This is a genomic window from Geobacillus sp. PLS 41, assembly GCF_056494105.1.
The window spans coordinates 122614-141251 of sequence record NZ_CM151395.1; the positions used below are offsets into that span (position 1 = coordinate 122614).

At 53.8% G+C, this 18638-nt stretch carries 14 protein-coding genes and 2 pseudogenes; 4 read left to right on the plus strand and 12 right to left on the minus strand.

The window, feature by feature from the left end; translation table 11 throughout:
- Nucleotide 1 precedes the first annotated feature (1 nt).
- From ACVX3G_RS00575 to ACVX3G_RS00605, 7 genes are all read right to left on the minus strand, one after another.
- The gene (locus tag ACVX3G_RS00575; RefSeq protein WP_223812669.1) at nt 2-286 is read right to left on the minus strand and encodes an STAS domain-containing protein; all 285 of its coding nucleotides are present in this window, start codon (nt 284-286) and stop codon (nt 2-4) included.
- Complete coding sequence (locus ACVX3G_RS00580) at nt 183-803, minus strand: ATP-binding protein (protein WP_014194850.1); 621 nt, start codon at nt 801-803, stop codon at nt 183-185. Before ACVX3G_RS00580 ends, ACVX3G_RS00575 begins: the two co-directional genes overlap by 104 nt.
- Nucleotides 804-998: 195 nt before the next feature.
- On the minus strand, nt 999-2651 hold the full coding sequence (locus tag ACVX3G_RS00585) for a helix-turn-helix domain-containing protein (RefSeq protein WP_014194849.1): 1653 nt from the start codon (nt 2649-2651) through the stop codon (nt 999-1001).
- Nucleotides 2652-2866: 215 nt separating this feature from the next.
- Nucleotides 2867-4276 (minus strand): phosphomannomutase/phosphoglucomutase, encoded by a 1410-nt coding sequence (locus ACVX3G_RS00590; RefSeq protein WP_033007774.1) that lies wholly within the window; start codon nt 4274-4276, stop codon nt 2867-2869.
- Nucleotides 4227-5342: a hypothetical protein gene (locus tag ACVX3G_RS00595; protein ID WP_011229866.1), complete on the minus strand. Its 1116-nt coding sequence runs from the start codon at nt 5340-5342 to the stop codon at nt 4227-4229. Before ACVX3G_RS00595 ends, ACVX3G_RS00590 begins: the two co-directional genes overlap by 50 nt.
- Nucleotides 5323-6510 carry a glycosyltransferase family 4 protein gene (locus ACVX3G_RS00600; protein ID WP_011229865.1) on the minus strand — a complete coding sequence of 396 codons (1188 nt, stop codon included), beginning with the start codon at nt 6508-6510 and terminating at the stop codon, nt 5323-5325. Before ACVX3G_RS00600 ends, ACVX3G_RS00595 begins: the two co-directional genes overlap by 20 nt.
- The gene (locus ACVX3G_RS00605; RefSeq protein WP_011229864.1) at nt 6507-7550 is read right to left on the minus strand and encodes a nucleotidyltransferase family protein; all 1044 of its coding nucleotides are present in this window, start codon (nt 7548-7550) and stop codon (nt 6507-6509) included. Before ACVX3G_RS00605 ends, ACVX3G_RS00600 begins: the two co-directional genes overlap by 4 nt.
- Before the next feature lie 291 nt (nt 7551-7841).
- Here ACVX3G_RS00605 and ACVX3G_RS00610 point away from each other — a divergent pair, with 291 nt between their 5' ends.
- Nucleotides 7842-9023, plus strand: a complete 1182-nt coding sequence (locus ACVX3G_RS00610; RefSeq protein WP_011229863.1) for a Gfo/Idh/MocA family protein — start codon at nt 7842-7844, stop codon at nt 9021-9023.
- A gap of 229 nt (nt 9024-9252) precedes the next feature.
- Nucleotides 9253-10017 (plus strand): sporulation protein, encoded by a 765-nt coding sequence (locus tag ACVX3G_RS00615; protein WP_014194845.1) that lies wholly within the window; start codon nt 9253-9255, stop codon nt 10015-10017.
- A gap of 172 nt (nt 10018-10189) precedes the next feature.
- Here the strand turns inward: ACVX3G_RS00615 and rlmD are convergent.
- A pseudogene (rlmD, locus tag ACVX3G_RS00620) lies at nt 10190-11579 on the minus strand (23S rRNA (uracil(1939)-C(5))-methyltransferase RlmD).
- A 235-nt stretch (nt 11580-11814) separates the two neighbouring features.
- Here rlmD and ACVX3G_RS00625 point away from each other — a divergent pair.
- Together ACVX3G_RS00625 and ACVX3G_RS00630 are read left to right on the plus strand one after the other, a co-directional pair.
- Nucleotides 11815-12231 (plus strand): Rrf2 family transcriptional regulator, encoded by a 417-nt coding sequence (locus tag ACVX3G_RS00625; RefSeq protein WP_011229860.1) that lies wholly within the window; start codon nt 11815-11817, stop codon nt 12229-12231.
- A gap of 83 nt (nt 12232-12314) precedes the next feature.
- Nucleotides 12315-13190 carry an SDR family oxidoreductase gene (locus ACVX3G_RS00630; protein WP_011229859.1) on the plus strand — a complete coding sequence of 292 codons (876 nt, stop codon included), beginning with the start codon at nt 12315-12317 and terminating at the stop codon, nt 13188-13190.
- A 253-nt stretch (nt 13191-13443) separates the two neighbouring features.
- Here the strand turns inward: ACVX3G_RS00630 and ACVX3G_RS00635 are convergent, their stop codons facing one another.
- The 4 genes and pseudogenes from ACVX3G_RS00635 to ACVX3G_RS00650 all read right to left on the minus strand — a co-directional run bounded on the left by ACVX3G_RS00635 (nt 13444) and on the right by ACVX3G_RS00650 (nt 18546).
- Nucleotides 13444-14913 (minus strand): alanine/glycine:cation symporter family protein, encoded by a 1470-nt coding sequence (locus tag ACVX3G_RS00635; RefSeq protein WP_014194841.1) that lies wholly within the window; start codon nt 14911-14913, stop codon nt 13444-13446.
- A gap of 408 nt (nt 14914-15321) precedes the next feature.
- Nucleotides 15322-16581, minus strand: coding sequence for a group II intron reverse transcriptase/maturase (gene ltrA / locus ACVX3G_RS00640; protein ID WP_011230853.1), 1260 nt, complete (start codon nt 16579-16581; stop codon nt 15322-15324).
- Nucleotides 16582-17181: 600 nt separating this feature from the next.
- Nucleotides 17182-17346, minus strand: coding sequence for a hypothetical protein (locus ACVX3G_RS00645; protein WP_014194840.1), 165 nt, complete (start codon nt 17344-17346; stop codon nt 17182-17184).
- A gap of 65 nt (nt 17347-17411) precedes the next feature.
- Nucleotides 17412-18546 (minus strand): annotated as a pseudogene (locus ACVX3G_RS00650) (IS4-like element IS5377 family transposase).
- Between the last annotated feature and the right edge of the window lie 92 nt (nt 18547-18638).

Below are 18638 nucleotides of genomic sequence, written 5' to 3' on the forward strand. Positions count from 1 at the left end.
GTCATTCTCCACTGAAATAATCCATGGCTTCCTTCTCTGTGGCAAATAGTTTGATAAACGAAGAAAATTTGACGATATGGAAAATTTCTGCAAGCGACCCTTCCACTCCGGCAATGACCAACTCTTTTTGTCGGGCTCTCGCCGCCATGACGCTGTCAGCGATGACCCCGAGTCCGGCGCTGTTAATGTATTTGACCCCCTCCATGTTGACGATCAATTGATCCGCCTGTTTGTCCAGCAACTTTTCCAGCGCTTGACGGAACGATTCGACATTGTTTAAGGTAATATCTTCTGCCCATGTAAGCGTGCAAATTGCCCCTTGTTTTGTCTCCATCTTGTTTCCTCCAATAGTCACTCTTTTTTTTGCATTTGCACATGCAAAACAAGACGTTGTTTCCCGCTTGCTTCACGTATACATCGTCGACGATATGGGTGATCAGCTGCAGCCCCCTGCCGCGCGGCCCAGTGTTGACGACATCAGTTTGGGCTACGGAGAAGCATCCTCCTCGCTGTTTGACAATGATCATAAACTGTCTCGCATCAATTTTCCAAAATATCCTAAATGGCAGTTTTCTCGTTTTTTGACAATATTCATACGCATTCGTGCACGCTTCCTCTGTCGCGAGCCGAAGAAAAAGGCAATCGCGCGGCAAAAACCCCATTCTCTTCGCCAGTTCCTCGGTAATGTCCATCGCTTTTAAAATGTCCGCCGTTTTCACGATCGCCATCGTTCGGATCATGGCCTTGGGCTTCATCGGCATTCCCCTATCCTTGTTATGCTTATGCGCCGGCCAAAGCAACATGGCAGCTTTTCCACTATCCCACGTTCCAGCGCTGGGGAAAACGGATTCGAATGCTATTTTTCTCCTTTATTGTTCCATCTATCGAAAAATAGTTCTTATTTACTACAACTCATTATAATACAAAATGGGGTTCATTCCAATTTCCTACATCCAAAAAAAAAGACATCATGGCACCCATCGTCCAATGATGTCCCCTTAGCGGCGCTGCCGGCGGTGGTTTAGTTGATACACAAGGGCGATCAACTGCGACCGGTCATTGACGCCAATTTTTTGAAAAATGTTCGTAATATGATTTTTCACGGTATGGACGCTAATGAACAACCGTTCTGAAATTTCGCGGTTGCTGCAGCCTTGAATGAGCAGCTCCAATACATCCATCTCCCGGGCTGTCAACTGCTCGGACAGCATGTCGATATTGACCGTCCCATCATTCCCACCGTGGGCCTTGCCGCTAATCATCATCGCACCAATCGCGGCCAGCGCCGTCATATACACTTCCGCCTCTTTCGCTTCCCTTCCTTTCTTTATATGAACGGCGAGAACGCCATAGCGGCCATCGCCGACGAAAAACGGCACTTCCATCACCGATTTGCCCTCGACATCAAGCAACGCCGGCACCTCGCTTTTCGCCTTCTCGCCGTGACAGCCATAGCGACGGCAGACATCATCCCGATAACGAACGGCCATTTCTACGTCCATCGCTCCTTCGTGGACAACGGCTGTTTGGCCATCGCTAGACCATACCACGCAGACGAAATCGCCGTAAGCGAGCTCCGCGGCGAATTCGGCCATCATCCGGATGATTTCTTCCTCGTTCTGCACCATACGCATGGCCCGTCCAATTTCCATCAACATCGAAAGGCGCATCAAATGGCGGTCCATTTTCATATCGGCCTCTGTACATTTAGCCAGAAGCAGCCAATGTTGAACGAGGGCGGAGCCGACCGAACGAAGCGCCGCTGGCAGTGAAGAGGCCGCCTCACTGCCGATCATGACCCATCCTTCCATTGTTTTCCCGTACATCGCCGGATACGCAATCATCGCTTTCGGGCGGATGCCATGGCGGACAAAAAAGGAAAAGCGTGGATCCAAAGCGGCATCTTGAACGTAAACCGAACGAAGCGGCGGCTTCGAAGACGAAAGCGGCGGAAACAACGCATCGATCATCTTGCCGCGCAGCTTTCCGGCCTTTTCCCCGCTTGCCGCCGCCACCATCCATCCTTGCGGACACTTGGCGATATACAACGCCATATCGACGCGTTCATCGAACGCCCGCAACTCAAAAAGCAGCTTGTCCACGTCCGCTAGGGCGGAGCTGTCCGTGACCACTGCTTCAAGCCGTTTTCCGTATTCACAGCATTGCTGCTTGCGGCGCTCGCCGCTGATTAATTCCCCGCATATGACCGCCATCTTTTCTATATCTTTTAACTTCGCTTCGACTGCCCGCGCCGGCAGCGCCACCGATCGTTCGATGGCTGACACCCACTTTCCGCCGGCTGCCAGCGGCTGTTCGCAAATGAGCCATTTCGTCTCTTCCTCGATAAACACGCCCGCCCAAATCCAATATTCCGCCTTCTCATCGACAAACACGGGAGCGACGATGCTTTTCATGCCAAAACGCCCGACCGGTACGACCGATGGACGCTGCCATCCGTCAATAACAAGTTCTCGCGGGCAGAAAAACGATGGCGCTTCCCTTTCAGCTGCAAACAAAACGAGCTCCGCCAGCTCGGTCATATTCGATACTTTCGTCACGGGAGCGCCGTGATCATCGACGATAAGCATGCTCAACTCCGTCAATGCCGCGTATGCATCTTGAATATATTGCAACGATTCACGGATCACCACGCCTTCAACTCTCCTACAACTCGTTTTTACCCCTATCTATTATGGACAAATAACTGGCAAGAAATCAAGCTTTAACCCCCTGCGACAGCAAAAACAAACCGGCGCCGGCGGCCCGCACGAGATAGCGGGCGCCGCGCCGGAAAAGAGTTTTTGCGCCAAACAGAGCGCACCATCAAGAACAGGCCCAAGCATTTCGGGCAGCTTGGAAATGAACATCACCAATCGATGCACAATTCAAGAGCATGGAGACAATCAGCCAGTTGCCGCTTAATCTCCGCCAGCGCTTCCTCCGTCTTCGCTTCTGCGCGTAAGACGAGAATCGGCTGCGTGTTCGACGGCCGCACCAACCCCCAGCCTTCCGGGAACTGGATGCGGGCGCCATCGACGTCAACAACCGGATAGCGGCCAGCGAACCGGTTTTTCACCGCAGCAATGGCAGCTGGTTTTTTCTCTTCCGGACAAGCAACTCGCGTCTCCGGCGTCGCCGCGTACCGCGGCACATCGGCAAACCACTCGGACAGCGGGCGCTCATCGTGCGACAGTAATCGAAGCAGGCGCCCAGCGGCGTACAGTGCATCGTCATAGCCGTAAAACTCATCATTGAAGAACAAATGGCCAGACATTTCACCAGCAAACGGGATCTCCGGACGACGGCGCAACGTCGCTTTGACGTGCGAATGGCCGGTGCGATGGAAGAACGGTTTCCCGCCGAGCCGCTCAATTTCCTCAACAAGCGCTTGCGAACATTTCACTTCAACGGGCGCGTCGGCTCCCGGATAGCGCTTAAGAATCTCGCGCCAGAACAGCACCATCAGTTGGTCGCCCCAACGGATCGCACCCGTTTCATCCACAACCCCGATCCGATCACCGTCGCCGTCAAACGCGATGCCAAGATCAGCCTGCTCCTTGCGCACCATCTCAATCAAGGCCGTTAAGTTCTCCGGCACGACCGGGTCCGGATGATGGTTCGGAAACGTTGGATCGGATTCACAGTAAAGCGGGACGACATCGCATCCCCACTCTTTGAGCACTTGTGGCGCAATGATCGATGGGGTGCCGTTGCCGCAGTCGACGACGACCTTCAGCTTGCGCGGACCGAGTTGGATTTTCTCCTTCAACATCTTGATATATGCCGGAGCAAGGTCCAACGTTTCCTCGCGCCCGCGCGCTGTTTCAGGCCGCGGCTGTTCCTGGCTGAGCCGCTCCATCGCCCGCCGCAACGCTTGGATGCGCTCGCCATAAATTGTCGTTTTTCCCATGGCGATTTTAAATCCGTTCTCATCCCCTGGGTTATGGCTGGCGGTGATGATCATGCCGCATGGAATGTTCGTGTAGTATAAGCTGTAGTAAAACATCGGCGTCGTCGAAAGCCCAATATCGACGACATCGCAGCCGCCATCGAGCAGCCCATCTTTGAGCGCCCGATGCAAGCCAGGCGATGATAGACGATTGTCATGACCGACAACCGCCCTCTTCTCGCCTTCCTTTTGCATCATGTCGGCAAAGGCCCGTCCGAGCCAATACGCGAACGACTCATCGAGCTCCTCTCCGGCTCGTCCGCGGATGTCGTATTCTTTAAACACGTGTGCCGGCCATGCGAACGGTTTCGTTGTTGACGTATTCATCGACAACCACCTCCACCGAAATCGATTGAGCGATTGCTGCTGTTAACAAGTACGACAATGTTGACTCCGCCCCCCGATTCGGGTTCGGGCCGTTCGGGCCAAGCCCGTCGCAGCAACTGCCGTCGCTTGGGTCGGCAAGCGGCGCGTTGCCGTCGTTTTGTCCGTAAAACCAAGCGAGGCAGCGGCGGACGACGCCGCGATAACGCTCGTCGTCCGTTGCCCAATACGCTTCGCGCGCCGCCAAAGCGAGCTTCATCACATCAAGCGGCTGTTGATCCCAATCGGCGCGGTAGCGGCGGCTGCACCAGCCGCGGTTGCCGACCGGACGGATGACACCTCCCGGTCCGCTCATTTTTTCAATAAGGAAAGCAAGGCTTTTTTCCGCCACTTCCTTCACCTCATCCCGAGGCGCGCGCCGATATGCCGTCCAAAGCGCCCACGGCAGCACCCCGTTGGCGTACGTCAACTCCGGCTCATACCAATACCAATCGTCGCCAGCATGCTCCCAATACGCCGCAAGCAGCCGCTGCTCAAGCCGTGCAGCCAAAGCTGCCACTTCCTCTTGATCGACGCCAAGCGGGCGTCCTTCTGTCAATAAGACGCCGCAAGTGGCCACCCCCCAGGCGACGCCGCGCAGCGAACGAAGCTCCCAAGCCGCCGGCATGGCCCGCCGCAACATATCTGCTGCCGCCTCGCGCCGCGCCGGATCGCTGAGGCGAACGTAAGCCAACGCCGTCGCCCAAAACGACCGCCCGAAGCAGTCGTCTGACGGCGTTTCCTCTTCTTTTGTCCGATCGAAGAAAAAGTTGTTATGGAACGTGCCATCATCGTTTTGCGCCCAAAGCAAAAACGCCAAATACCGGTCAAGCAAACGGTGCAGCCGCTCTTTCTCTCCTTTGTCTTCACATAGCGCCATCCATTCCAGGCACGCCCAGATGGCGCGGGCGTTGTCATCGGTCGAATAACCCTCGCGACGGCGCGGGATGCGGCCAAGGCTATGCTCAAGCAATCCGGTGTCGTCAGTCATGCGCTCGAGATGGTCGAACTTAATGACTGACGGTGCCAATGGTCTTCACCTCCCCACGTTTCGCGTCGCACATGCGCGCAAACAAGGCGACATGCTGTTCGCCGACGCGCGGCCAATGCGTGTTTGCCCCGATTTGGCGCACCTTTTCCTCCCATCGCTTCAGCGCCGCCTCGTCGGCCAACAGCTGCCCGAGCCGCTCTTCCCAGGCGGTCGTATCGCCATACGGCAACAACAGCTCTTCACAACCTTGCAACAAATCGCGCGCATGCTCATACGGCGTCGAAACGACCGGACGGCCGACGCCGACCGCATAGGCAAGCGTGCCGCTTGTGATTTGCTGCATGCCCGGGTACGGGGTGACGTATAGATCGCACGCCGTCAAATAATCGATCAATTCCTCTTCGCTGAAATACCGATCTTCCATGTAGACATGGAGCTCAAGCCCTAAACGGTGAATGAGCGATTTCAACTCCTCGCGATATGCTTCTCCTTCCCTCTTTTTCACTTCTGGGTGCGTCTGTCCGGCAATGACATACAGCGCTTCCGGCACCTTGCGCACAACGCCCGGCAATGCGGCCAAGACCGATTCAATCCCTTTGCCGCGGCTGAGCAGCCCAAACGTCAACATCACTTTGCGGCCGCTGAATCCGAGGCGTCGGCGAAGCGAATCGCGATTTTCGCTGCTTGGGCCTGGAGCACCGTGCGGAATGTAGACAATTTTTTCTTCCGGCAGGCCAAACGCTTTGACCAAATACGGAATCGCCTGCCGGTTCATGACGATGATCGCATCGCTTGCCGCCGCGATTTTCTCTTGAATCGGGCGATACGGCAACGGCGGGTCGGCAAACACCGTATGGAACGTCGTTACGAGCGGCTTGTTGAGCGCGGCGATGAAATCAAGAATGTATTCGCCCGCCTCGCCGCCGAAAATGCCGAACTCATGCTGCAATAAAACGACGTCGATGTCGCTTTCATTCACCCTTTTGGCCATCTCGGCATACGCCGCGCGGTTTTGCGCCGGAAGCGGCCAATACGCCGGGTTGTGGCGATAGGCGTCATCGCCGTCGCTTTCGTTGTACAACACGATGACGCGGTCGCCGTCGGACGGGCCCCGGACGCCGTCAATGCTTTGTCGCAAATGTTCCGTAAACGTCGCCAGCCCGCACCGCCGCGGCGGGTACGTGCTGACGTAGGCAATTCGAATCATGCTTGCACCGCCTCCTTGAACTGATTAATAATCGAATCTTCGAACACTTCTCCCGCCGGCGTCACCGTCCGATAGCCGAAAATGCTGTTTTGCAAACGGCTGCGGTCACGAATGACAGAGCGGTCCCAAACGATTGTCTGCGCGCAATGGACGCGGGCGCCAATTTGGCAGCGGTCGCCGATGACCGCATTTGGGCCAATGACAGCCTGCGGACCGATTTTCACGTGGTCGCCGATGAGCACAGGCGGCACAAACAAGACGCCAGACCCAATCTCCACGTTTTCACCAACAAACACGCCCGGTTGAATTTCACGTCCTTTGAGCGGAATCGGAAACTCCCGGCTCAACGCATCCCAATGCACTTGGCGGTAGCGGGCCGGCGTCCCCATATCACGCCAGTATCCGGTGCTGACGATGCCATATACACCGACATTCTTCTCGATCAGCAGCGGGAATGTTTCACGCTCGATCGACACTTCCCGCTCAGCCGGAATATAACGCATCACGTCCGGCTCGAAAATATACATGCCGGCATTGATGCGGTTCGATGGCGCTTCTTCGCGGCGCGGCTTTTCGACAAAGCGTAAAATTTGCCCACGATCGTCTTGTTCGACCACCCCATAGGAAGAAGGATCGTCTACTTCCGTTAAGACAATCGTCGCCAAACCGCCATGTTGACGATGGAAATCAAGCAGCGGGATCAATTGCGGCAAATGCACAATGTCGGCGTTAAACACGAGAAACCGTTCCTTCAGCCAGCGCTCGGCGTTTTTGATCGCCCCAGCCGTTCCGAGCGGGAACGGTTCGAGCGCGTATGTAATCTTGACGTTCCAGCGCTTCCCATCTTCGAAATAGCGACGGATCACTTCTGAACAATGATGTGCGGCGATGACAAATTCGTTGACTCCTTGGTCGCGAAGATGAACGATGAGGTGTTCAAGCCATGGCCGGTTCGCAATCGGGGCCATCGGTTTGGGGATGTTTTCGGTCAATGGACGAAGACGCGTACCTAATCCTCCTGCCAGCAACAATGCTTTCATTTCGTCATCCCTCCATATCTTTTTTTCACAAAAATAGACACCTTTTTTGACGGATGAACGAGAAAATGAAAGTAGTTCATAGATTGCTAGCACTCGGCTGCGATGGTTGCTAATAATAATATACATAATATTCCTCCTTCTATGCAAGCGAAATAATTGTCGGATGGTGTCGATGAGGAATGATTGATGCTTGCAAATTTCAAAACTTTCATTTTCTCGTTCTTCTTTTTCTTTGCGGTATAATGAGTATCGTTAATGCTATATATATGTGAGGGAGGAGGAGAATACGCCATGATTTCTTCATCATCTTTCCGTTACCATGTTGGCATTGCCGGTGCCGGCGCATTCGCTGAATTTCTCGCCGGCGCGCTCGCCCCGCTTCCTTCCTTCCATCTCGCCGCTGTCGCCGGGCGGACGGACGAAAAACGCCAGCGCGTCATCGACGCCTATCGCCGCCGTCAGGCACAGGCGGGCGACGTGCGCGAATACCGCGAAGCTGAAGAATTGATCGTTGACCCGCATGTTGACATCGTCATTCTCACCACCCCGCCGCATTTGCACGCCCCGCTTGCCAAGCGGGCGCTTGAGGAAGGCAAACATGTGTTGCTTGAAAAGCCAGGCGGCCTCACCGCCGAGGCGCTGCGGGCGAACATCCAGCTCGCCGCCCGCCAAAACCGGGCGTTGGCGGTCAATCTCGTCCTTCGCTACCACCCGCTCGCAGAAGCCGTCAAGCAACTCATCCACCGCGCGTTTCTTGGCCCAGTGGACTACGCAAGCCTTCACAACGCGGCTCACCGTGTCGCGGAAGGCCATTGGTTTTGGGACGAGCGGCGAAGCGGCGGCATCCTGATCGAGCACGGCGTCCACTTTTTTGAAGTCGGACGCGACTGGTTTGGCGAAGCGGCTTCCGCACGCGGATTCGCGTTGCGAGAACCAGACGGCACACGGCCGCGCGTCGGCGCTACGGTGATTCATGAAAGCAACGGCTGGCGCATCCCCGTCCATTATTACCACGGCTTTACGATGGACCCCGCCGCTTCGGAATCGACGCACTGGGACATTCATACGGCACGCGGGCGCATCGTGCTTGAAGGCTGGATTCCGACGCAGCTATCCGTCTCCGGCCTCGTCTCAACCGATGAGGCAGCGCATATGGACGCTTTGCTTGATGCCATTCCGAAACAACCGTCCTCCCGCGCCATCGAACAAGTCAGGCAAGCGGCCAACCGCCTGTTGCCGTCGGTTCCACGGTCAGACGCCCCGCGCATCCCGTACGAGCGCACCGTGGTGCTCTCGGACCGCCACGGGTGGTACGAAGCGATTGCCCAAACGCGCTTTCTTGATTTTTGCCGTTTGATCGAGAACCCGAGCTGGCGCGTCCTCGTCACCGCCGAAGACGCCGCCGCCGACCTCGCTTTGGCGGAAGCGTGCACCGTTGCAGATGAAGAAACCGATCCGCTCGGCATCCGTTAACACAACGAAACAAAAAGGAAAGGTGTCCCAAAAAGATCGGGGCACCTTTTTTGATTGCCGTATATAATTGTTAAAAAGCAATATATTGCGTTTCGCTTCTTGAACATCGCCCTTTGGCGTCAGACTCTTGGCGGGACGGTATCGTTCCCACCTTTTTAATTAAGAAGGACGGAACCTTTTCACCAGGCGCTCCGTATTCTCAACTGAAATCGATGACAAGGAGGAGAACTTGTTGTTCAAAAAACTGTTAAGTTCTATCGGCATCGGAGCAGCCACTGTTGATACGAAATTAGCGAAAGCGCAATATGTCCAAGGCGAAACAGTCGAAGGGATTGTCGACATTCGCGGCGGCAGCATCGAGCAGCATATCGACGAAATTTACTTAGCGTTAGTGACGACCTACCTTCGAGAAATCGATGATAAGAAACACGAGGAAAAAGCGGTGCTGGCAAGGTACAAAGTAAGCGGCTCGCTGACGATTGGGCCGAACGAAACGAAAACGATCCCGTTTCAATTCGCCTTGCCGTACGACGTGCCCGTCACGCTCGGCTCTTCGCGGGTATGGCTGCAAACCGGCCTTGACATTAAAATGGCGCTCGACCCGCAAGACCGCGACCATCTCGCCATCGAACCGCACCCGCTCGTCGCCGCGTTTCTCGAGGCAGCCCGCCAATTAGGATTCCGCCTCCACCATGTGCAGTGCGAACAAGCGCCGCGCTATTGGCAACGGCGGTTGCCGTTTGTCCAAGAGTTTGAATTCAAGCCGGCAAGTGGACCGTTCAAAGGCTGTCTTGATGAATTGGAAGCGATCTTCTTTTTGTCTGAAAACAGCGTAGAAGTCTTGCTGGAAATCGACCGCAAGGCACGTGGACTTTCTGGGTTGTTCGCAGAGGCGCTCGATATGGACGAGACGTTTGTCCGGTTCACATACGGCACAGGCGACATCCCGGCATTGCCGCAATTACTGGCAGATGCGATCCAGAAGTACAGTTAGACGGAAAAAACGAAAAGGGCCGTCCGCCATCTTTTTCCTTCCGCTTCTGAAGTTTGTAGGTGGGGCATAGGTTGCACATCTATCCCTGTAAATGATTTCTATTTGTTTCAAAAAAGGATGGCAAAAGCAATAAATCCCGTTTCTCCCTATCCGAGAAACGGGATTCCTTCCATCATGATCCCCGAACAAGCAACGCACAGCACTCGACATGGGCCGTATGCGGAAACATGTCCACCGGCTGGACGGTTTTCAATGTATAGCCGAACGAGACTAGCTCCGTAATGTCTGACGCAAACGTCTCCGGATTGCACGAGACATACACAACCCGCTCCGGCCGCGCCCGGCCGATTTTGCGCATCACCTTCCCGCCCGCCCCCGAACGTGGAGGATCCAAAAGCAGCAGCTCCGGCCGCCCGAACTGTTCCAACACTTCATCAATCCCGCGTCTTGCATCCCGAGCCAAAAAGTACGTATTATCAATGCCGTTGTCCTTCGCATTTCGCTTCGCCGACTCAATCGACGTTTCAACAATTTCAATGCCAGCTAACGCTTTGACCCGTTTCGCAAATGGCAGGGAAAACGTCCCGACTCCGCAAAAGAGGTCGATCATGTTTTCATGAGGCTGCGGTTTGCCCATCTCCAACGCCAGTTCAACCAATTTGGCCGCCTGCACTGGGTTTGTTTGAAAAAACGTATCAAACCAAAGGCGGTAGCGGAAGCCGCACAATTCATCGTAAATGAAATCACGTCCGGCCAACACATGGGTTTGTTCCGCTTGGGTGCGGTCCGCCCACGCCCGATTCTCGAGCCAAAGCAAACTTTTCACTTGCGGGAGCATTTTGGTGATCCGCTCCGTCAAATCGGCCGCCGCTTCTTTCAGATCCCCTTCCGGCGCCTCGGTCGCAAAGAGCGCCACCATCACCTCTCCTGTCGCAAACGACTCGCGCACCATGAGGTGGCGAAGCAGCCCTTCGTGGGTATCTTTGTGATAACCAGGCAACCGGTGATCGCGCGCCCAACGCGCCACCTCCATGGCCGCTTTGACGATCTTCTCGCCGGCAATGAGGCATGTCTCCAACGAAATGACTTGCCGGAAGTTCCCTCGCTCGTGCAGTCCAAGCAACCCTTCCGGAGAAAACGTAAACTCCATTTTATTGCGGTAATGCCACGGATGTTCCATGCCAATCGTATCGCGGACAACGCCAGGGTCAAATCCGTGCTCTTTCAAGAGCGTCTTGACATGCTCCGTTTTATGGCGCAGCTGCCCTTCATAGCGCCAGTGCTGCCAGACACAGCCGCCACAGCGGTCAAAGTGCGGACACGAAGGCGCAAGCCGTTCCGGATGCGGCTCGATCACTTCTTCCACTCGGGCATGGGCCCTCCGGCGTTTCGGCCAATCGATCAAAACCCGCACCTTTTCACCAGGAAGCGTGGACGGAACAGTGAGTTTGAGCTTTTTTTCTCCTCCCTTCTTCTTCCTGCCAAACGACCGCTTGTCCCGCTCCTTTTTTATCCAACTGATGAATGTCCGTAATGAACGATTGTTTTCCGCTGTCTGTCAATGGCTTTCCTCCTTCCGAGATGAACGATGTTGTCACCCTTTATGTATTGTACACGATCAGCGGGCGAATCCAAAGCACCTTTCCGTCACGGCGTCAACCCCTCTTCTCTCCGGCGCGGCCTTTGGCGGGGATTTATCCCTTTCCGACCGGAAGCACGATTGATCCAAAACGGCCAGCACCAAAGTTGACTTTTCCTGAAGATATAACTATAATGGTTACAACGGTGGTGTTTTACGTGAAACAAATTAGCACACGATTTTCGATGGCCGTGCACATCCTTTGCTTGCTTGCGACCAGCCCGGCCGATTGCACCGGAGATTTCATCGCGCAGAGCGTCAATACAAACCCTGTCATCATCCGTCGAATTATGGGCATGTTAAAAAAAGCGGGGTTGGTTGACGTCCGCCCCGGAGTCGGCGGCGCTTCGCTACGCAAACCTCCCGACCAAATCACGCTGTTAGACGTGTATCGGGCCGTCGGTGTCGTGGAAACGGATCAACTGTTTCGCATCCATGAACATCCGAACATTCAGTGCCCGGTCGGGCGGAATATCGAGGCGGTTCTGCAAGCCGAACTGAAAGCGGCGCAGGCGGCCATGGAAGAGCGGCTTTCGCAAACGACGATCAGCCGGCTGATCGCTCAATTTCAATAATAAAAGCTCTTAACAGGGCTTTTATTTATACATCGGTTGTAACCAAACTGGTTATAACAAAACAAATGAGGAGGTCTAGGCGTATGAACATATTAGTCACCGGGGCAACCGGAAAATTAGGAACGAAAGTCGTCGAAACGCTGTTGAAATCCGTGCCGGCTCACCAGCTGGCCGTCAGCGTCCGCCAGCCGGAAAAAGCCGAACATCTTCGGGCCCGCGGAGTCGACGTTCGCCATGGCGATTTTGACCGCCCCGAAACGTTGGAGACAGCCTTTCAAGGGATTGACCGGCTGTTGATCATCTCCACCGACGGAGACAACGAAACAAGAATCCGCCAGCACACAAATGCCGTCAACGCCGCCCAACGCGCCCAAGTCGGATTCATTGCGTACACAAGCCTGGCGAATGCGAATGAAAGCCGGCTCGCCTTGGCCGAAGTGCATCGGGTGACGGAAGAAGCCATCGCAAACACCGGCATTCCGTACTCCTTTTTGCGCAACAACTGGTATTTGGAAAACGAAATCGGAACCGTTCAAGCCGTCCTCGCCGGGGCGCCTTGGGTGACATCAGCCGGGACAGGCAAAGTCGGCTGGGCCCTTCGCCAAGACTACGCCGAAGCCGCCGCTGCCGTCCTCGCCGGAGATGGCCATGAAAACACAATTTACGAACTTTCCGGCCCCCTCATGACCCAAGAAGAACTCGCCGCCGCCCTCGGCGCCGTCTTAGGCAAAGACGTGCCGGTGCAACAAGTCAACGATGCTGCCTATGCTGATATCATGAAAAAGGCTGGTTTGCCCGATCCGCTCGTGTCGTTTCTCGTGGACATTCAACGCGGCATCCGCGAAGGCTCCTTAGAAATCGAAAGCAACGACTTTGAAAAACTGCTCGGCAGACCGGTGACGCCGATTCACGACGCGCTGGCCCAACTTGTTCGTGACCTAAAGGGAACAACCCATTAATTTCCACAAAAACCGGCCCTGCGGCCGGTTTTTTTACGAAACAAACTTCCTCCCCCTCTCCCCTTTTCCATCTTCCCGACCGCCATCCCCGTCAGCTCATCAACCGTTTCGTCATCATCTCCTGTTTCCAACTTTTTTTCAATATCTGCTTTGCCTAACAGGATTCCAAAGCGGCCATTCCCAGGATGCCGGACGCACAAAAACGGTGTCCCGAACGCAGCGGGACACCTCCAACTCTACAACGTATGATGGCTTATAACGCTTGTTCCTTCTTTTCGTCCACTCTCGTATACCCATTTTCCCAAAATGTCGCGTTCTTGATCCCGTATTTTGACGCATTGAATTCCGGATCCTTGCCTTGCTTCAGCTGCTCCTCATAATCTTTTAGCGCAATATAGGCCGGTTTAAACAACAACAAGATCGCGATCAAGTTGAGCCACACCATGATGCCAAGCCCGATGTCGCCCATCGCCCATGCCGTTGTCGCCGTTTTGACCGTTCCATAGAAAGTGGCGGCCAAAAAGATCACTTTGAGGGCAAAGAAGGCCGTTCCCCTCTTTTCACCGCGCACAAGATAGGCGAGGTTCGTCTCGGCAATATAGTAATAGGCGTACATCGTGGTAAAGGCGAAGAAGAACAGAGCGATCGCGATAAAGGCCGAGCCAAACCCCGGGAAGAGGGTGTCCACCGCCGCTTGCGTATACCCTGCGCCCGGTTCTACCCCTTCAAGGTTGACGACAATCGGCTCCTTGGTTTTTTCATTAATGACATTATACTGGTTAGTAAATAAAATCATCAGTGCCGTCGCCGTCACGACCAAGAACACGTCCAAATAGATCGAAAACGCCTGCACAAGCCCCTGCTTCGCCGGGTGGGACACTTCCGCCGCCGCTGCCGGGTGGGCGCCCGTCCCTTGCCCCGCTTCATTCGCATAAAGGCCGCGTTTGACCCCCCACATCACCGCCGAACCAAGAATGCCGCCAAACACTTGATCAGCGCCAAACGCGCTTTTGAAAATCAAACCAAACACATCCGGGACTTTCTCAATATTGGCCGCAATAATGGCAATCGCGACCAACAAATAGCCAACTGCCATAAACGGAACGACAATTTCCGCCGTTTTGGCGATCCGCTTCACTCCTCCAAAAATCGTAAAGCCAAGAACAGCGATCACGAAAATTCCCGTCACCAATTTCGGAATGCCAAACGCATTCGAAAACCCATCCGCGATCGAATTCGCTTGAATCCCCGGCATCAATACCGCCATGGAGAGAATGATCGCCCCGGCAATCACAACCGCAAACCATTTCCAGCCAAGGCCTTTTTCAATGTAGAACGCCGGACCGCCGCGGTATTGTCCGTCTTGTTCCTCTTTATAAATTTGCGCCAGCGTCGACTCGACATACGCCGTCGCCGCTCCGATAAAGGTGATCACCCACATCCAAAAGACCGCGCCCGGCCCCCCGTACGCAATCCCCGTCGCCGTCCCAGCGACGTTCCCAACGCCAATGCGGCCGGACAACGACATCGTCAACGCCTGGAAAGAAGACACCCCGGCCTCAGAGCCCTTCCCCGTCGTCACAAGCCGGATCATCTCTTTCACGTGGCGGATTTGCAGGAAGCGGGTGCGAATGCTAAAATACAAACCACAACAGACAATAAAAGCAATTAAGAAAGGGCTCCACAGCCACCCGTTCACCGTTTCCACGAGCTTTTCAATCAATCCAATCCCTCCTATGCCAGCTGATTACTTTTGTTGTATAACACATAACCAAATAATATTATAAATACTACACACTTCTGCTTCAATAATTTTTTTATATATCATTCTTTTCTGCATTTTCTTTATATCCCCTACACTTTTCCTTGTGCAAAAAAATGAATCACTTTCTTCGTTGTTTTTTTAAAATAACTACCAAACCAAAAAATGGTAGATGAAGCAAGGCGGGTGAACCCGCCCTGAACGGCCGCCTCCCCTTGCAGCAGGGTCCCAGTCCTTGAGGCCTTTAAGCACGAGTCCCATCTTCTCCGAATGATTCCCTCCCGAAGCGCCGCAAATCGAGTAGGAGAGGGTGACTAACCCTCGTCCTCTCACACCACCGTACGTACCGTTCGGTATACGGCGGTTCCATTAAGTCTGACGCAGAGATTCATATCGTTGATAAAGACTCTTCAGCCCTTGGCTCTCCCAATAGGAGTTGCCAAGGGCTTTATGCAGGATGGGACTGGCGGCCACTCTCCAATATTTCTTCCGAGTGTTTCCCCATTCATATGCTTTCTGCTTGGGCACTCCTAAACTTTGCAGTTTTCGGACTCTGGTTCTCGGAAGTTTCCACTCTTTCCATTGGCACATGCGCAGCCTTCGTCGAATCCATCCATCTAGTTCTTTGAACACACTTGGGGTCTCTGCTAGCGAAAAGTATCCACACCATCCCAGAATGTATTGATTGAGCTGTTCGATTCGTTCGGGCATGGGAATCGGTTTCGATCGGCTCGTCATGGTGCGTATCCTTTGCTTCATGCGCCGAATGCTTTCCTTTGCAATTCGGATTTTTGGCTCCTTACTTGGGGTGAAGCTAAAACCGAGGAATTTTCTCCTCCACGGACGATCCACTGCCGATTTGGTTTCGTTGACTTTCAGCCGGAGTTTCTTTTCGATGAATGCCGTGATCGATTTCATCACCCGTTCCCCGGCCTTCTTCGTCCTTACGTAGATATTGCAGTCATCCGCATACCGTACAAACTTGTGCCCTCGTTTTTCCAATTCTTTGTCCAGCTCATCCAGGAGAATGTTGGACAGGAGTGGACTGAGCGGCCCTCCTTGTGGAGTCCCCTCTTGTGTTTCCATGACCACCCCGTTGATCATGACCCCTGCCTGTAGATACTTCCGTATCAACTTTAGGAGGATTTTGTCTGGAATTCGTTTCGCTAATATCCCCATCAGTTTGTCATGGTTGACTCGATCAAAGAACTTTTCCAAGTCGATATCTACCACCCATGTATATCCTTCCTGAATATACTGCTTCGCCTTTTTCACCGCGTCGTGTCCTCTTCGACCGGGACGAAACCCGTAGCTGTGTTCCGAAAAGGATGGGTCAAAGATCGGCGTGAGCACTTGGGCGATGGCCTGTTGGATGAACCGGTCTGTCACGGTCGGGATTCCTAGTAACCTGACTCCTCCGTTCGGTTTCGGGATTTCGACCCGTCGGACCGGGCAAGGTTCGTAGGTCCCTTCTTCTAAAGCGTGCCGTATCGCGTCCCAATGTTCCACGAGGTGTCTTCGCAGGTCTTTGACGGACATTCCATCGGTTCCATGGGACCCTTTATTCTTTTCCACTTGTTTGAGTGCTCGCAGGAGATTCTCTCGTGACATTACCTGTTTCATCCACATTCCGATTCTTCCTCTCTACGTGAACGGTCCGTTCTATTTGTGCCATCTTCTTCTCCACCCTCTTGAGGTTCCCCATGGACTTCACCATTTCCCCCCTCAAGCAGGCCCTTTCGGGTTATCTGCTTCATCAAAGAAGATGAACGCCTAGTGGCCGTTCTCCTTCATGGTTCGGTCCTTCCCCTTCTATCTAAGCTAGACGGGTACTATGACCTCTGCTGACTTCTGTCCGTTCAGCGTTGGATCGCTCCAACGGTTGCCAAGCGCACTTGGCTTCCCGGACAGACCTCCCCGGGTAAGAGTGCAGTCTTTCCTTCCATCCATCTGCTTCATTTACTCGGTATCACCTTCGGCAGAAAGGGCTTCGTTTTGTCGTGCAAACTCACCCAATGATACCCAGCCTCCTATGAAGTTCGTGTTCCTCAGACCGGAAGTTTGCCGCCCGCTTCCTTCAGATTCTGCGTCGCCGCAGACACCCTTGCGTTAAGCTACCTGCTACTTCTGCCTTCGCAGTTCGGGACTTTCACCCTATAGACTGCACCCATGCCGGGCGCACACGCAAAGCCGAACACACAGAACAGCGTGTTCGGCTTTGGCTTTCCGTTACATATAACCGATGAGAAACACGACAAAACCCGCTAATCCGACCGATGCTATGAAGAGACCAAAGGCGATCCGTTTGGCGGCTTTGCTCTTTTGGACAACGCCATACACGAACAACACGATCGACATGATCAACAAAAGCAAAATGAGAGACGAAATGCTCACGTTCAGCGCTCCTTATCATGCACTGCCACTTGTGGTGAAGAGCCTATTCTTTACACGAGTGTTGATTATCCAAAATTATACATACGCCTTCCATAAATTTGGGCATACTCAAACAAAGCAGCGGCCATCTCGGATTTCCAATCGAGAGGAAGCTGCCCAGAGAAAAAAACGGCGAACGAACGAAATGAAGGAAAGAGAGACGTTCGTCTGTTTTTTGGTTTGATCATACAGCCATCGCAGCAACACATACGCGATGAACGCCGCAAACAGTTGGTTGTATACCGCATTTTCCGTCGTGCCAAACAAGGTCGGGACATTCAGATATTGCTTCACCCAACGGAAAAAGACCTCAACAGTCCAACGTTGTTGGTACATGTCGGCAATGGTTTCCGCAGACGCATGGAAGAGGTTCGTCACGACCCGAATGTCGCGGCCATTCGCATCTCGAAAGATCACCACCCGGTGACGCTTGGTGGAGCGGCATTGTTTCGTCCCCAACTGGCACGTGAAGTCGGCTTGAACCGATGAGGATGTGCTGGAAAGGCGTTTCAAGCTTTTTTTCTGATGAAGTTCGATGTTGTCCTTCATCCGAATGACAAAGAGCTGATGCTGCTCCACAAATCGATCGAGGCGTTCGATTTTGAAATACGCCCGGTCTTCCACCAGCACTTGTTGAGCGTTCGTCAACTGTTCTCCCACCGGGCCATCATGACGCAGTCCGATGGTTTCCACCACGTCTGCCGGCAACGAGGATTCCGGCGAATACGCGACGTGCAGCTTCACTCCGGCGCGTTCGCCGTGATACGGCGCCCATGGCAGGCGGTTTTTCCCGACCGTGACGGTCGTCGAATCCACCACCCGAAGCGGTTTGGGAAACCGAAGCGAACGGCGGGTTTGGCGGTTGCACTTGGAAATGATCAACGCCAACAAGCGTTTCATGATGTCATAGGGAACTTCTTTCGCTTTCTTGGATACAGTTGAATAATGGAATCGCGGCAATCCATACAGAGGCCCCACATCGGCTCCGTGGCGAAAGCTTTTCCATTGATGCATGGCGGCCAGCAGGAAGAAGTGAATCAACTCGCGCAACGTAAAGGTTCGAGACGAATCACGATCCCCAACCGCTTCGGCAATCAGTTGAATCTCTTCATCCGAAACAAGTTTTTGCATCAAATTCGGGAGTGTGGTATGCTTGTTCATAGAGAGCACCTCCTGGGTTTGTTTGTGTCGCTACTCACATTCTACAGGAAAGGTGCTCTTTTTTCTATACCCTTTGGATTTTATTGGATAAT

What these genes read in the sequence shown, in the direction of transcription:
- ACVX3G_RS00580 (WP_014194850.1), bottom strand. Translation starts at nt 803, where the DNA reads ATGTTGCTTTGGCCGGCGCATAAGCATAACAAGGATAGGGGAATGCCG.
- ACVX3G_RS00610 (WP_011229863.1), top strand. Translation starts at nt 7,842, where the DNA reads ATGATTTCTTCATCATCTTTCCGTTACCATGTTGGCATTGCCGGTGCC.
- ACVX3G_RS00630 (WP_011229859.1), top strand. Translation starts at nt 12,315, where the DNA reads ATGAACATATTAGTCACCGGGGCAACCGGAAAATTAGGAACGAAAGTC.
- ltrA (WP_011230853.1), bottom strand. Translation starts at nt 16,581, where the DNA reads ATGTGGATGAAACAGGTAATGTCACGAGAGAATCTCCTGCGAGCACTC.
- ACVX3G_RS00590 (WP_033007774.1), bottom strand. Translation starts at nt 4,276, where the DNA reads ATGAATACGTCAACAACGAAACCGTTCGCATGGCCGGCACACGTGTTT.
- ACVX3G_RS00600 (WP_011229865.1), bottom strand. Translation starts at nt 6,510, where the DNA reads ATGATTCGAATTGCCTACGTCAGCACGTACCCGCCGCGGCGGTGCGGG.
- ACVX3G_RS00605 (WP_011229864.1), bottom strand. Translation starts at nt 7,550, where the DNA reads ATGAAAGCATTGTTGCTGGCAGGAGGATTAGGTACGCGTCTTCGTCCA.